The sequence below is a fragment of the Salinimicrobium aquimaris genome, assembly GCF_035607535.1.
In the GTDB taxonomy this organism is placed as follows: Bacteria; Bacteroidota; Bacteroidia; order Flavobacteriales; family Flavobacteriaceae; genus Salinimicrobium.
On sequence record NZ_JAYDZX010000002.1, the window covers coordinates 419,954 to 435,306 of the forward strand.

A 15,353-nucleotide genomic window follows, 5' to 3' on the forward strand; every position below is an offset into this window, starting at 1 on the left:
ATGTTCAGTAGAGATAATTGGGACGAAATACTTGAAGCGCTTAGTGCGAACTGGTTTAGAACAGTGCTTACCGCTTTTGGAGTGCTTTGGGGAATATTTATCCTTGTGATCCTGCTCGCTGCAGGAAAAGGACTCGAGAATGGCGTGAAACAGGGTTTTGGCGGAATGGCAACAAACTCAATGTTCATGTGGACCCAGGTCACCTCAAAACCTCATAAAGGTTTGCCTAAAGGAAGAAGATATAGTTTTAAAATAGACGATGTAGCTGCAATCAAGCGGGAAGTGCCCAATATGAGGTTCGTGTCTCCCCGCAACCAGTTGGGAGGCTTTGGAGGTGCCAACAATGTGGTTCGTGGATTGAATACCGGTGCTTTTAATGTCTATGGTGATTATCCCGAGATCATTCAGCAGGAACCAATGGATATCACTTCCGGAAGGTTCATCAACTATTCAGACATCAATGACAAGAGAAAGGTCGCCGTAATAGGAGAAGGAGTACGCACCACTTTGTATGATCAGGGAGAAGAGGTTCTTGGAAGCTATATAAAGATAAACGGTGTGAATTTCATGGTTATAGGCACCTATAAAAAGAAGGGCAATAACGGGAATGCCGAAGAACAGCAGAAACAGATCTTTGTGCCGTTTACTGCTTTTTCCCAGGCTTTCAATCGGGGCAACGATGTAGGATGGATGGCGATCACCGCTCAGGATGGCTCTTCAATTACAGAGCTTAAAAGTCAGGTGATCGACGTGATCAAATCCAGGCATTCCATACATCCCGAAGATGACAGAGCGGTAGGTAATTTTGACCTTTTTGAGGAGTACAATAAGATCAACGGCTTGTTCATCGCCTTAAAAGGGGTGGCTTATTTCGTAGGTATACTGGTTCTACTTTCAGGGATTATTGGAATAAGCAATATTATGCTCATCGTAGTAAAGGAACGTACCAACGAGATTGGAGTAAGACGGGCACTGGGAGCAACTCCCTGGGCAATAAGAGGTCAAATCCTGATGGAATCAATCTTTCTTACCATTATTTCAGGAATGGCGGGAATTGTTCTTGCCACGGGAGTGATCGCCCTTGTAAACAATATTTTGAGCGGAATGGACACTTCAGAAATGATGTTCCTCAATCCAAGTGTAAACCTCGGCGTGGTCATGGTGGCACTGGCCATCCTTATCATATCGGGATTACTCGCAGGTTTGATCCCCGCCCAGAATGCGATTAGAATTAAACCAGTAGATGCATTAAGAACAGAATAAAATCAAATACAAATAAATAACAGAATGAAAAGAGTTGTAACTATCCTGATCCTGGTTGTAATAGCCGTAGCTTTTACCGGTGCTTTGTACTATCTGTACGCAAAGAATCAGGAGGATCCAACAGTTTATGAGACCGAACAGGCTTCAGAACAAACTGTTGTGAAAAAGACGGTAGCCACAGGAAATATTGTGCCAAAAGAGGAGGTATTGATAAAGCCGAACATTTCAGGAATTATTGAAGAGATCTACATTGAGGCAGGCGACAGGGTGAAGGCAGGTGACCAGATTGCCAAGATAAGGGTGATCCCAAACGTTTCTTCTTTACAAAGTGCTAAAGATGCTGTACAGACTGCCAGGATCAATTTCGATAACGAGACAAAAAACTACGAGCGTCAAAAAGGCCTTTTTGAGAAGGGAGTGATCTCTGCCAATGAATTTGATAACGCACAGGTAGCTTATAAAAGAGCAGAACAAAACTATAAATCGGCCCAACAGAATTACGAGATCGTTCGTACCGGAACCACCAGTGGACTTGGAACTGCAGCCAACACTATGATTCGTTCTACGGTAGAAGGAATGGTGCTCGATGTTCCTGTGAAAGTGGGGAACCAGGTAATTGAGAGCAATAATTTCAATGACGGAACTACTATTGCCGTTCTTGCCGACGTCAACGAAATGATCTTTGAAGGAAAGGTAGATGAAAGTGAAGTTGGAAAGATCAAGGAAAATCTGCCTCTCGAAGTGACTGTAGGTGCTATTGAGAATAAGACCTTTAATGCAGTCCTTGATTACATCGCTCCCAAGGGCGTAGAAGAGAATGGAGCTATACAATTCGATATTGAAGGGACCCTTGACAAAGCAGACAGCACCTTTATAAGAGCCGGATTGAGCGCGAATGCTTCTATTATCCTGGCAAGAGCAGAAAACGTGCTTGCAGTAAGAGAAGCTCTTATCCAGTTCGATCCAAAGACACAACAACCTTTTGTAGAAGTGGCTACCGGCGATCAACAGTTTGAGCGCAGGGATGTGGAGCTGGGGGTGAGTGACGGGATCTTTGTAGAGGTGAAGAATGGACTTTCTGCCAATGACAAGATCAAGGTTTGGAATCAGCTAAAACCGGTTGGTCCTATGGCACAGGCGCAATAGTGATTGCACAGGTGTAACAAAAGCAGCTAACTACAGACTTATATTTTACAACTACCATTATGAAAAGATTTTTATTGACTGCAGTTTTCCTTTCCTCAGGCTTGTTTGGTTTTGCTCAACAAAGGGAATGGACACTTCAGGAATGTATAGCCTATGCACTCGAGAACAACATTTCGGTAAAGCAATCCCAGCTGGATGTAGAACTGGCCGATATACAGATCTCTGATGCCTTCGGAAATTTTCTTCCCGGTGTAAATGCTTCGGCTTCCAATTCTTGGAATACCGGTCTTACCCAAAATGTCACCACAGGGATCCTTCAAACGCAAACCACCCGAAACTTCTCTGCAGGAGTTACAGCAGGTCTCACACTGTTTGACGGCTTGAGGAACTTCAAGCAATACCAATATGCAAAAATGGCAAAACTGGCCAGCGAATATTCGCTGGAGCAAATGAAGGATGACATTACCCTTTTTGTTGCCAATGCTTACCTGCAGGTTTTATTTAACAAGGAAAACCTTAAAGTAATTGAGGCACAGCACCAAATTACCCTTGAGCAACTGGAAAGAGCCGAAGCCCTTGTAGAGGCAGGTTCCTTACCCAGGGGAGATCTTCTTGAGATCAAGGCTACAGCGGCCAACGAAGTGCAACGTATGATCGTAGCCGAGAACCAGATCGAGATTTCTCTAATTTCCTTAGCGCAGCTGCTGCTCATCAAAGATTATGAGAACTTCGATATTGCCGAAAGAGACTACGATATCTTCGGAAGTGAAATTCTTGAAGTACCGGTTTCTGAAGTTATTGATGTGGCCGAAGAAGAGCGATATGAAGTACAGGTAGCCGAAATGAACAGGAAACTAGCCGAAAAGGAACTGGAGATCGCCCGCGGCGCTTACTGGCCAACCCTTGGCGCCTTCTTCAACTACAATACCAGGGAATCTGGTGCCGGAAGGATCCGTGCAGCAGGACTCGACCCAGATGAGCCTTACCGCCAAATTGGTTTTGTTGAGGCTACAGAAGAGATCGTAGTGGCGCCAAACATGGCGACTGAAATTGGAAATCCGTTGCCATTTTTTGAGCAGCTTCAGCTCAATGACGGTATTTCTTACGGAATACAGTTAAGTGTGCCAATCTTCAATGGATTCGCTACCCGAAATCAGGTAAAGAGGAGGGAGGTTGGAGTACTGCGCTCTGAATATCAACTTGAGCAGACAAAACTTGACCTGGAAGCAAACGTCTACCAGGCCTATACAGACGCCCGTGGAGCCTTAAAAGCTTATGAAGCAGCCCTGGTAGCTCGGGAAGCACAATTACTGGCTTACGAATATGCTACAGAAAGGTATAACGTTGGAATGACCAATGCCTTTGATTTCAGCCAGGCGAAATTCAATCTTGAAAATGCCGAGAGTGAAGTCGTAAGGACAAAGTATGATTACATCTTTAAATTAAAAGTTTTGGAGCTCTATTTTGGAGTGCCCATTACAGACCTCAAATTTTAAATAATGAAGAAAAAAACTATTTACATTATTGCAGGAATTGCCCTTGTCATTGTTGTGCTGCTGGTTGTTGGTAAAAAAGCCGGCTGGTTTGGCAAATCGGGGAATTTCAAACAAGTTGAGGTTACAGAAGTACAGAGGTTTGATGTAATTGAGAAAGTTTCGGCTACCGGGAAGATTCAGCCCGAGGTGGAGGTAAAACTTTCTTCGGAAGTTTCGGGAGAAATTATCGAACTTCCGGTAGTTGAAGGACAGCAGGTTCAAAAAGGGGATCTGTTGGTGAGAGTAAATCCCGAGATCTACCAGTCCAACCTGGAGCGTTCCCGCGCCGGGCTACAGAACATTAGATCCGGACTTTCACAGGCCGAAGCCTCTCTAAAAGAAGCTGAAGCCAATTACGAGCGGAACAAATCCCTTTTTGAGAAAGGTATTATTTCCAAAGCAGAATGGGACAGGATCGTCTCTGCCTATGAAGTTGCACAAGCAACAAGACAGGCAGCTTTTTACAACGTAAGGAGTGCCGAAGCCAGTGTTAAGGAAGCTGCAGAAAACCTTGGCAGAACAAATATCTATGCGCCCATGAGCGGTACCATTTCCTCTCTTGATGCCGAACTTGGAGAAAGAGTGGTAGGAACCCAGCAAATGGCCGGAACGGAGATCCTTAGGGTCGCCGATCTTACCGATATGGAAGTTGAGGTAGATGTAAACGAAAATGATATTGTAAAGGTCTCTATAGGTGATTCTACCATTGTTGAAGTGGATGCATACCTAAAGCAGGAATTCAAGGGTGTGGTTACAGAAATTTCCAACTCGGCCAATGCGACAGCCACGGCAGACCAGGTGACCAACTTTAAGGTAAAGGTGAGAATTCTTAAAGAATCTTACGATCACCTTCTTGAAGGAAAGCCGGAGAATTATTCCCCTTTTAGGCCGGGAATGACGGCCACAGTAGACATTATTACCAATCGTAGAGATGACGTTATTGCTGTGCCTATAAGCGCTGTGGTGGTCAAGACAGATACTACAGCCGGTAATCGCAGAAATGTAAAAGAAACAGCTGCTCCCGAACAACTTTTTGAGACTGTTTATGTCAAAGAAGGTGATGAGGCAAAGATGCGTGTAGTGCAAACGGGAATTCAGGATGACGCCCGAATAGAGATCACTCAAGGCCTGGAAGAAGGAGAGGAAGTCATTACCGGACCCTACAATACAGTCACCAAGGTTCTAAAACCGGGCGATAAAGTTGAGGTAAAACAAGAAACGGAATAATCCTTATCTTGCGGCTGTGATTTTATGTATTGAAACAGCTACCACTAACTGCTCGGTAGCACTGGGAAAGAATGGAAAACTGCTGGCTTTAAAAGAAGACTACAGCAAGAGTTACTCGCATGCCGAAAGGTTGCACATCTTCATAGAGGAGATCCTAAAGGAAAATGAGGTGCAGGCAAAGGATCTTTCGGCGATAGCCGTTAGTAAAGGTCCGGGGTCTTATACAGGTCTGAGAATTGGTGTTTCTGCGGCAAAAGGATTTTGTTTTGCTCTTGATCTTCCCCTGATCTCAGTACCCACGCTCAAGTCTTTTGCCCTGCAGGTAAAGCAGGAAAAAGACGGCTTTATTATCCCACTTTTGGATGCCCGCAGGATGGAAGTCTATTCCGCCGGATTTACTTCAGAAAACCGGCAGGTCTTTGATACCCGCGCCGAGATCCTGACACCCGATTCGTTTTCTAAATACCTTGAAAATGCTGCGGTAACTTTTATTGGAAACGGAGTTGAGAAATTCAGGAACATCTGTGATCATCCCAATGCCACTTTCATTGAAGATAGATTACCTTCGGCTGCAGAAATGCTGATCCTGGCCGAAGAGAAACTTCAGAAGAAAAAGTTTGAAGACGTAGCTTACTTCGAGCCCTACTATCTAAAGGATTTTCAGGCGGGATAGATTTGGGATTCAAGATTTAAAATTTAGGCTTCAAGATTCAAAATTAACTTTATGGTTCAGATCTGGACTTTAATCTGAACCTCCGCTTAAAAGAAACTTTCACCTATTCCCGATCACTGACCACTGACCATTGGTCACTCTTCTTTACTGTGGTTAAAGAAATGCACATCGCGTTGAGGGAAAGGGATGGAAATACCGGCAGCTTCAAGTCGGGTTTTTGCCTCTTCAATAGTATACCAGTGACGATCCCAAAAAACCTCATTTTTAGCCCAGAATCTCACCGAAAGATTTACAGAGCTATCGGCCAGTTCGGTCACTACAACCGCAGGAGCCGGATCTTCAAGAATATCTTCCTGCTCCTTAAGTAGGCCCATGAGGGTATCCTTAGCCAGTTTGATATTACTGTCGTAGGAAATTCCTATGGTGATGGCATCCCTTCTTTTATCTTCAGCCGAATAGTTGATGATGTTTTCGTTGGAGAGCTCCCCATTTGGAATAATAGCTAATTGATTTCCGAAAGTATTGAGCTTCGTATAGAACATGGAAATATCCTTTACACTTCCCGAGATGCCGTTGACTTCAATCCAGTCTCCCAGTTTAAAAGGTTTGAGCAAGAGAATGAGAACACCTCCTGCAAAGTTGGAAAGCGACCCCTGCAGGGCAAGGCCAATCGCTAAACCTGCGGCTCCTAAAATGGCAATAAACGAGGTGGTCTCTATCCCCAGCATACCTACCACACTAATAAGCAGTAGCACCAGGAGTATCCCGTTGGCCAGGTTTAAAAGGAATTTTGTTAGCGCGGGATCGTGATTACTCTTTGCAAAGAATTTCCGCAAATATCCTATAATAAGCTTTATAAGCCACCAGCCAATTACGAGCCATAAAAGTGCACCTAAAAGATCGGGCAGGTAACCCAGGAATTTTTCAAAATATTCTTCAGAAATGTCTTTAAAGTTGGTAATCTCCTCCATGTAAAGTATTGATTTGCTGCAAAGGTGAAAATATCAGCTTTTTTAAACGTTTTTAGAATGTTAAAATAAACAAAAAACCAGCGAATCCGGTAACTCAGTAACTAAAAAAGCTTCCCGAAGGAAGCTTAGTTAACTAATTAAATTGTGCCTGTGTTCTAGGCATCTACTTCAAAAGTGATCTTGACGATCACCCGGTAGTCTGTAATACTATCACCTTCTACATTGGCGGTTTGGTCTTTTACATAAACAGACCTAATATTTTTTACAGATTTTGCTGCGGTTCTTACTGCATTTTTAACGGCTTCTTCCCAGCTTTGGTTTGAGTTAGCCATAATTTCCAGTACTTTCATTACTGCCATGATAATTTCTTTTTTAGGTTAGCAATTTCTTTAATTGATTGAATATCAATATACAAATTTCCTTGCCGTCCTTTTGGCAATAAACTGTTAAACCTTTATTTGAGAAAAAGCTCCTGGGCCTCGAAATGTTGCCGTAAAGGTTGAATTTATAGATTTCCCGGCCTTTCAGTAAATAATTCCTAAATTTGAATAGCAAAACCTGCTTTTCCTTATGGAAGACATTTACATCGTAATGCTGGTTGCCCTTTTTGGCCTTGCCGTGACCGACTTGGTTGTAGGGGTGAGCAACGATGCGATCAACTTCCTTAGTTCGGCTATTGGATCCCGCGCTTTTCCAATGAAGACGATCCTTATAGTCGCCAGTATAGGAGTAGGGGTGGGCGCTATCTTTTCGAGCGGGATCATGGAAGTAGCCCGTAAGGGGATCTTCATGCCGGGAGAGTTCTATTTCGAGGAGATCATGATCATCTTCATGGCTGTAATGATCACAGATGTATTGCTCCTGGACTTCTTTAATTCCCTGGGATTACCTACTTCGACCACAGTTTCAATTGTCTTTGAGCTCTTAGGGGCTGCCGTAAGTATGGCAGTGATCAAGATCTACTATGACACAGGAGATTACGGGGAAATTTTTAATTATATCAATACTTCCAAGGCGACCGAAATTATAATTGGAATCCTCCTGGCTGTCGTTATTGCTTTTCTCATTGGTGCCATAGTACAGTATTTCTCACGCCTCATCTTTTCATTTCAATTCGAGAAAAAAATAAAATACGCAGGTGCTGTTTTTGGAGGTGTATCTCTTACTGCCATCCTGTATTTTATCCTTTTAAAAGGTTTAAAATCGGTCACCTTTGTTTCTAAAGAGTTTCTCAATTACCTGGACAACAACACCCTGATCATTATTGCAATAGGCTTAGTAGTCTTTACGGTAATTTCGCAATTACTAATGAGCCTGTTCAAAACTCATATCCTCAAGTTCATTATTCTGGTTGGAACTTTTTCACTTGCCCTTGCCTTTGCCGGAAATGACCTTGTAAACTTTATAGGAGTACCGATTGCCGCCTGGCAATCTTTTGAATTATGGCAGGCCGCATACACTTCAGCCGGAACTCTGCCTTCAGAATTCCTGATGAGTGGATTGCAGGGGGAGGTCGCAACACCTGCTTTTCTTTTATTGGGAGCCGGTGCAGTGATGGTCATTACCCTATGGTTTTCGAGAAAGGCCCGCAACGTTGTTGAGACAGGTGTAAACCTTTCGAGGCAGGGAGAGGTGACAGAAAGATTTGATCCCAATTTCCTTTCGCGCGGAATAGTTCGGTATTCTGTGATGTTAGGTAATGTAATGGGTGCCATAACTCCGCAGATCATTAGCAAAAAGATCGAGGAAAAATTTCAAAAGCCGAGGGCATTTACAAGAGATTCTGAAGATACACCTGCTTTTGACCTCGTGCGTGCCTCTGTCAATCTCGTTGTTGCCAGTATTTTGATCTCTATCGGTACCAGTCTAAAGCTTCCGCTATCAACTACCTATGTTACTTTTATGGTTGCAATGGGTACCTCCTTAGCCGATAGGGCCTGGGATAGGGAAAGTGCTGTTTACAGAGTGGCCGGGGTAGTAAATGTGATCGGCGGGTGGTTGGTTACAGCCCTGGTGGCATTTTCGGCAGCTGCGCTCTTTGCCGCTATCATCTATTTCGGCGGAATTATAGCTATTACTATTCTTATTGGACTGGCCATCTTTAGTATTGCCCGTAGCTTTGTACTTCATTCCAGGAAAGAGAAGGAGAAAAAGCGGAAGAAACCTTTCCGAAGAAATGATATTAGTACCATCAATGACATTGTGGTGGAAAGCTCCAAGAATATTTCCAGCATTGTATGTGGGGTAAATCAAATGTTTTCCAAGACGGTGAAGAACCTTGGGTACTATGACAAGAGTAAGCTCAAAAAGAATAAAAAATCCATCAAGAAACTGGAATCTGAAATTGATGAGCTAAAGCGCAATGTCTTTTATTTCATTAAGACCATTGAAGAAGGTTCCCTGGATTCCAACCGTTTTTACATTCTTATCCTGGATTACCTGCAGGATATAGTGCAGTCAATTGGCTACATTACCAGGAACAGCTATAATCACGTCAACAACAATCACAAGAATCTTAAATTTAATCAGATAAGGGATCTAAAAAGGGTAGATGATAAGATGCAGGCCTTATTTGATGAGATCCAGAACATTTTCGATGAACAGGATTTTGCAAGGATCGATGTGGTCCTGGCCGGGAAACAGGATCTTTTGAATGATGTAGGGGAACTGGTCGAGAAACAGATCAAAAGGATCAGGACTACTGAAAGTAGCCCCAAGAATTCAGAACTTTATTTTGGGTTACTTCTGGAGACCCGTGACCTTATCACTTCTACAATGAACCTTCTCGAACTTTACAGAGAGTTCAATATCGCGGTACAGACCACGCATTTTCCTGATGCAGGATTGCCACTAAAATAAAACTGCAGGTTAAGGGCGAAGTTTTTGGGAGCTGTCTAATTTATCTTTTAGCTCCTCCACTTGCTTTACAAGCCTAGTTACATTCCTGTGGGGCGAGTAGATCTGGTAAATGATGACTAAGATAAGTCCGGTGAGGATGAGATTTTCCATATTCATTTCTGTTGTTGGTTGCCTGATTTTTAAAGGTAGTCTAAAATACCATTTTTGAAGGGTATTTACAGGAACTTGTGCGTTCCTGGCATCCAGGCATAAAAAAGCCGGAACCACTTTGTGTTCCGGCTATATATTTTGGAAACTGCTCGTTCCTTCCTGTTCTCTACCCATTGATGGCTTCCACGCGTTCCACGCGTCCCTGGAGCATATCTTTAAGCATGGTTTCAATTCCATTCTTAAGAGTAATAGTAGAAGATGGACAGCCGCTGCATGCACCCTGCAGGATCACCTTTACCAGTTTTTGCTCCTCATCATAACTTTCAAACATAATGTTCCCGCCGTCACTTGCAACTGCAGGCTTTATATACTCATCCAGAATAGCCACGATTTCTTTTGAAGTGCCTTCCAGCTGCACTTCGGGAGCGGGTGCCATATTCTCGTTTTTTGAAGCTGAAGTGTGCTCGTGGTCTTCCGTCAAGACTTCTTTTCCCTGTTCCAGGAATTCTCTTATGAATTCCCGTAGCTCCTGGGTAATCTCTTCCCATTCGGCTATGTCAAACTTCATGATCGAGAGGTAGTTTTCATCTATAAAAACTTCTTTCACAAAGGGGAAATGGAAAAGTGCTTTTGCCAGCGGAGCATTCTTAGCCTCGTCTATGTTCTTGAATTCCACACTCTGCAGTACAAGCTTCTTGTTAGAAACAAATTTCATCACCGTTGGATTCGGAGTGCTTTCTGCGTAGACAGTGACCGGGATCTTTTTGGCTTCTTCTTCCGAAGGTGTCACTACAACCCCGCCATTGTTAAGGAAAGACTGGATTTGTTCTGCTATTTCATGCTGCACATCTTTCCAGTGAACAATGTTGTATTTCTCTATGGCTACAAAATTTTGAGCTATATAAACCGTCTTCACAAAAGGTAAGTGGAACAGCTGTTGAGCCAGGGGAGAGCGATCTGCTTCCTCAATATTTTTAAACTCAAAACTTTCGTGCTTCGTAAGGAATATATTGGCCTCAAACTTTACTATAGTAGGTTTAGTAGTAGGCTGAATATTTATAGTGATATTTTTCATTTTGAAATTTTTGCAAAAATACAACTTTTAAAGGGAAGTTAGACTTAAGATGTTGGAAGTACGAAGTTCTTTGATCTTAAATTGAATACTTCCTATTGAAAGATTGAGGGTGGGAATTTCTTTCTGCCCTTAATACCTAACCCTGTTTCCTAAAAATCCATTTGTTTCACCACAAAAGACCCGGCGGGAGATGGGATGATGGTTTGTAGTACTTTGGGATCTCCATTAGTATAGAATTCGGGGATATGTTGTTGCATGTCCGTCAGCAGGTCGAGGCTTTGAAGTACCACTTTGGTTTGTTTTGCCACGGCCATACCCGAGTCTATGATCTGCACATGCGGTGGCAGGATCTCCTTCAGGCTCGGGATGAGGTAAGGATAATGGCTGCAGCCCAGTACGAGATGATCTATTCCTGCTTTGAGCATTGGCTGCAGGAGTTCGGTGAGCATAGCTTTTATAAAAGGGGAATCTTTTTGCCCTTTTTCGATCTGCTCTACAAGACCTTTTCCCACTACTTCAATGATCTTGTTGTCCCTGGAGTAAAGGTCTGATGTCTTAGCAAAAAGGGCACTGGAAAGGGTTCCTTTGGTGGCTAGTATTCCAATGCATTTAGCTTTGCTTTGCAAGGCTGCCGGTTTGATTGCAGGTTCTATTCCAATAAAAGGCAGGTTGTATGAGGTTCTTAACCGGGAGATGGCATTTGTAGTGGCTGTATTGCAGGCCACAACAATAATTTTAGCACCCATGGCAATTAGTTTCTCCGTGTTCTTTACACTTAGCCTAAGGATCTCTTCTGAAGGTTTTTCGCCATAAGGAGCATTGGCGCTGTCAGCCAAATAAATGGTATGTTCGAGAGGGAGCAGGTGGTGGATTTCTTTCCAGATGGAAGTGCCGCCAACACCCGAATCAAAAATGCCAATTGGCTTATCTTTACTCATTCCTGTAAAAATAAAAACTGCGCATCAATGATGCGCAGTTTTCGTTACTTTTTTTAAATATAAGTAGAAGGCGCAAATCCCTCTAAAAGGGATCTTTTAATTATCCGGATTTTTGGATAATCAGGCGTTGCAAGCGACCAGGGACTTTCCGTTTAAGACAGGTTTAAGCATTGTTTTTATAGGTTGTTGTAGCACGTTCTTTCTCCTGTCACCTCACAAGTTCTCCGCCTTTTAGAGGGATTAATTCACCAAGTGTATTTCAAGTCTGGCAAATTCGTTCCAAAGATCATTCTCCTTTTTATAAATATACAACAGTCCGCTATCTCTATACATAAATCCATATCTGTCGCCATTTTCTCCCTCAACTACAAAAGGAAACGTAATAGAACTATAACCAATTTGTTTCTCCATAGGAGTGCCGTAAGGGCTGCGTTTTTTGGATAGAACTTTAGGGTTAGACATTTCAGACCGTCTCAATTTTACAGATTTTAAATTTTTAAGGTTATTGTTAATTTCCTTCCGTTGCTTTTCATTGAAAATTGTGTCAAAATTTATAAATCTATCTTCTTCTGTAATTGAGTTGTATCTCACATTGTTCTGATTGATCTGCTCGTAAGAAAACTTATAATTGAAGGGAAGTTCTTCGTAAGACAAAGTTTTGTAATATAATCCATCTTCACCATACTTTACTGTTTCGATAATTGCATATCGATCATCTTGATCTTCGTTAATCCCTTTCTGTTGAGTTCCACAACTGACTATACAAAATATCAGGATAGACGTTACAGTTAATCTTAATTTCATTAAAGTAAAAATGCTTTTGTTTTTGTAAAATCAGAATGTGCTACAACGTTCGCGTATAAACGCCGTTATTTTCAATGGCGTTTTTATGCTGTTGTGGTTAGTATTTTTAGTCCGATTTTTCCCATTTAATACTTCCATCAGTGACAAAATACGTTTTATGTAATTCAGTTACTTTTAGAGTATCAATCTGATTTCTAATGGGAATATCTTGAAGATCCTCCGTTAAATAGATTTCAACTTTCTGGTTATAATTCAAATCTACTTTGAGATCATAACGCTCAAATCCAATCCAGGTAATTATGAAATCTGAAGTATTGTTTTCTTTTTCTAAACGAATATTTGCAGTCCCATTATTATCCGTCCGAATTTGTGATTTGCTATTTGCGTTATAAACCCAGGCGTGTTCAAGAGGGTTTCCTTTATGATCCATCACTTTAAAATTTACCATAACAGAATCATTCTGATTTCTCCAAATGTCTGTTTTGTGAAAGCCTAATTTTTTGGATTGAGAATTATTGAAATTTAAGATTAGAAGGTCATCTAAAAATTGGTATTCTCCTTTACTTGGTTTAGGATCTCCTAAGTCCCCACCTTTTTTGTATTCAAACGTACCATCGTTATTAAATTTTATAGACTCATAGGTATCAACCAGATTTGCTCTCCAAAAAGTACCTTCATAACTATCTTGTGAGATCGCTGATATAGAACTCAAGAAAATTATAAAGAATAGGATATTTTTCATTTTATGGGTTTGTCGATGTCATATTAACCACAACGTCCCGTATAAAAACTGTGCGAGCTGGCAAGCTTGATTGTCCGCAGGACAATCAGGCGCTGCAAGCGAGCACGGACTTTCGAATCGAGACAGGTTTAAGCATTGTTTTTATATGTCTTAAGTTTGATTTCCTAACTTTTATCCATTAACCAGAAAGAACAAAAGAGAGGAGTAAGGTTATGTTGAAAGCAAAGTAGGTGTCCTTTCCTAATCAATTATCTATGAATAAATGTAACCAAATTTATGGAGTAGACATTAGTAAAAATGTTTTCGATGTTGTAGACTCTAAAGGAACTCACTTTCAGTTTAAGAATGATGCTAAGGGATTTAAAGCCTTTCAAAAAGCTCTTCCTGCCGATGCTTTAGTGGTAATGGAAGCCACAGGATATTATCATTACCGGTTGGCTCAGTTCCTGTATGAGCAAAGCGTAAAGGTCTCTGTAGTAAATCCATTGTCAGTTAAGAGGTTTATACAGATGAAATTATCTAAGGAGAAAACAGATAAATCTGATGCTAAAGCTATCTGTGAGTATGCCACTGTAAATGAGGTTCCCTTATATACTGCAAGAGACAAGAACCAGGCGGAATGTTTACAGCTCATGCGTCTTATCGATATCTATTTAAAGCAAAGCACTGCCTTAAAAAATAAGCTGCACGGAGAGAAAACCTTGGGGAAACCATCTAAAACAGTATATCATTCTTTGAATCGCTCTTTAAAAGCTGTACAAAAAGAAATCAAGATCCTGGAGGACCGCCTGATGGAGATCGTCAAAGAAGAACAACAAAAACAATTGACCCTTCTAAAAAGTATTCCAGGAATGGGCAGTAAAACAGCCATTATGCTAATTGTCCTGACCGATGGATTTTCCAATTTTGAAAATGCCAGGCAACTCTGTAGCTATACAGGGATTACACCAACGTTACGAGAGTCCGGGACCAGTGTGAGAGGCCGTAGCCGGATAACCAAGATGGGAAATGCAAAGCTTAGGAATCTCTTATTTATGTGCAGTTTTTCGGCCTGCAAACACAACAAAGCCTGTAAGGAGATCTATGAACGCATTATAGCAAAAGGTAAAAGTAAAAAGTTGGCTCTTATCGCTGTATGTAACAAGCTACTGAAACAGGCATTTGCTATCGCTAAATCAGGTCTGCCTTATGAGGAAAATTTTGTTTCGAAATTAGCGTAGAGAACTTGTTTTTTAACTCAGTTCTTTGTTGTGCCCAGTATTTTTTAGGTTCTAAATAAGACCTTTCCTTTAATATTATTTTTATCAAGAAGTCCGAAATATCTAGAATCATAGGAATCTCCTCTGTTATCACCTAAAACAAAGTATTTTCCTTCTGGAATTACTAGTGGTCCAAAGTTGTCTCTATTCCAATTCTCACTGTATTTATTTGCGATTTCTTGCTCTTCAACAGATTTGTCGTAAATCAGTTCTTCAAGGTTCAGGGAATTTGCAAAATTTCTATTCACTGCAACCATAAAAGTATCGATATAAGTCAAATGAGCCGATTGATACGAGTGAAAAACTTGATCCGAATCCTTTATTTGCAAAAACTTACTTTTTGGCACCTTATACTGTCCTAACGTTTTCTCTTGATCCTCTTTTTGTCCGTTAAGAAATACAACTCCATTTTTTATTTCGACTGTATCACCCTCTTTTCCGACTGCTCTGAAGACGACAGGACCTGGAAAATTCTCCATCTCGAAAATTATTATGTCATCATTTTTAATTTCAGGAATATTGGATATGAAAACAGTGCTACCTTGTTGAATAGCAGGTTCCATTGTATGGGTTACCATATTATACCAGTTAAACAATCCGGTGCTTTTAATTATAAATAGAAAGAGAACAATTAAGGTAATAACTACCGCAGCTTTTTTAGTTGTATACATTTATTTAGGTTAAGTTTTTTTAATATTGGGCACAACGTCC

At 41.4% G+C, this 15,353-nt stretch carries 14 protein-coding genes; 7 read left to right on the forward strand and 7 right to left on the reverse strand.

The features are described 5' to 3' along the window. Genes VR862_RS05755 through tsaB form a run of 5 tightly spaced genes read left to right on the forward strand, consistent with a single transcriptional unit; the run spans position 1 to position 5,844 of the window. A complete protein-coding gene (locus VR862_RS05755) occupies positions 1 to 1,263 on the forward strand; it encodes an ABC transporter permease (RefSeq protein ID WP_324720011.1) in 1,263 nt (420 codons plus the stop codon). Between the two features lie 24 nt (positions 1,264 to 1,287). Further along, the gene (locus tag VR862_RS05760) at positions 1,288 to 2,409 is read left to right on the forward strand and encodes an efflux RND transporter periplasmic adaptor subunit (RefSeq protein WP_324720012.1); all 1,122 of its coding nucleotides are present in this window, start codon (positions 1,288 to 1,290) and stop codon (positions 2,407 to 2,409) included. Positions 2,410 to 2,468: 59 nt separating this feature from the next. Then, complete coding sequence (locus tag VR862_RS05765; RefSeq protein WP_324720013.1) at positions 2,469 to 3,905, forward strand: TolC family protein; 1,437 nt, start codon at positions 2,469 to 2,471, stop codon at positions 3,903 to 3,905. A 3-nt stretch (positions 3,906 to 3,908) separates the two neighbouring features. After that, a complete protein-coding gene (locus VR862_RS05770) occupies positions 3,909 to 5,171 on the forward strand; it encodes an efflux RND transporter periplasmic adaptor subunit (protein WP_324720014.1) in 1,263 nt (420 codons plus the stop codon). A gap of 16 nt (positions 5,172 to 5,187) precedes the next feature. Beyond that, positions 5,188 to 5,844 (forward strand): tRNA (adenosine(37)-N6)-threonylcarbamoyltransferase complex dimerization subunit type 1 TsaB, encoded by a 657-nt coding sequence (tsaB, locus tag VR862_RS05775; RefSeq protein WP_324720015.1) that lies wholly within the window; start codon positions 5,188 to 5,190, stop codon positions 5,842 to 5,844. A 134-nt stretch (positions 5,845 to 5,978) separates the two neighbouring features. Here the strand turns inward: tsaB and VR862_RS05780 are convergent, their stop codons facing one another. Next, on the reverse strand, positions 5,979 to 6,815 hold the full coding sequence (locus tag VR862_RS05780) for a mechanosensitive ion channel family protein (protein WP_324720016.1): 837 nt from the start codon (positions 6,813 to 6,815) through the stop codon (positions 5,979 to 5,981). A gap of 155 nt (positions 6,816 to 6,970) precedes the next feature. Continuing rightward, positions 6,971 to 7,174, reverse strand: a complete 204-nt coding sequence (locus tag VR862_RS05785) for a dodecin family protein (RefSeq protein ID WP_324720017.1) — start codon at positions 7,172 to 7,174, stop codon at positions 6,971 to 6,973. A 211-nt stretch (positions 7,175 to 7,385) separates the two neighbouring features. Between VR862_RS05785 and VR862_RS05790 the strand changes: the two genes are divergently transcribed. Then, a complete protein-coding gene (locus VR862_RS05790) occupies positions 7,386 to 9,674 on the forward strand; it encodes an inorganic phosphate transporter (RefSeq protein ID WP_324720018.1) in 2,289 nt (762 codons plus the stop codon). Positions 9,675 to 9,990: 316 nt separating this feature from the next. Here VR862_RS05790 and VR862_RS05795 read toward each other — a convergent pair whose 3' ends face one another. From VR862_RS05795 to VR862_RS05810, 4 genes are all read right to left on the reverse strand, one after another. After that, positions 9,991 to 10,899: a NifU family protein gene (locus VR862_RS05795; RefSeq protein WP_324720019.1), complete on the reverse strand. Its 909-nt coding sequence runs from the start codon at positions 10,897 to 10,899 to the stop codon at positions 9,991 to 9,993. 149 nt (positions 10,900 to 11,048) lie between these two features. After that, positions 11,049 to 11,837: a glutamate racemase gene (murI, locus tag VR862_RS05800; RefSeq protein WP_324720020.1), complete on the reverse strand. Its 789-nt coding sequence runs from the start codon at positions 11,835 to 11,837 to the stop codon at positions 11,049 to 11,051. Between the two features lie 240 nt (positions 11,838 to 12,077). Further along, positions 12,078 to 12,641 carry a hypothetical protein gene (locus tag VR862_RS05805; protein WP_324720021.1) on the reverse strand — a complete coding sequence of 188 codons (564 nt, stop codon included), beginning with the start codon at positions 12,639 to 12,641 and terminating at the stop codon, positions 12,078 to 12,080. Between the two features lie 106 nt (positions 12,642 to 12,747). Next, positions 12,748 to 13,383: a PB1 domain-containing protein gene (locus tag VR862_RS05810; RefSeq protein WP_324720022.1), complete on the reverse strand. Its 636-nt coding sequence runs from the start codon at positions 13,381 to 13,383 to the stop codon at positions 12,748 to 12,750. Positions 13,384 to 13,637: 254 nt separating this feature from the next. On the opposite strand from VR862_RS05810, the gene VR862_RS05815 reads away from it, so the two are divergent. Next, a complete protein-coding gene (locus VR862_RS05815) occupies positions 13,638 to 14,603 on the forward strand; it encodes an IS110 family RNA-guided transposase (protein WP_324720023.1) in 966 nt (321 codons plus the stop codon). A 44-nt stretch (positions 14,604 to 14,647) separates the two neighbouring features. Here VR862_RS05815 and lepB read toward each other — a convergent pair whose 3' ends face one another. Further along, positions 14,648 to 15,313 (reverse strand): signal peptidase I, encoded by a 666-nt coding sequence (lepB, locus tag VR862_RS05820; protein WP_324720024.1) that lies wholly within the window; start codon positions 15,311 to 15,313, stop codon positions 14,648 to 14,650. Positions 15,314 to 15,353: the final 40 nt, after the last annotated feature.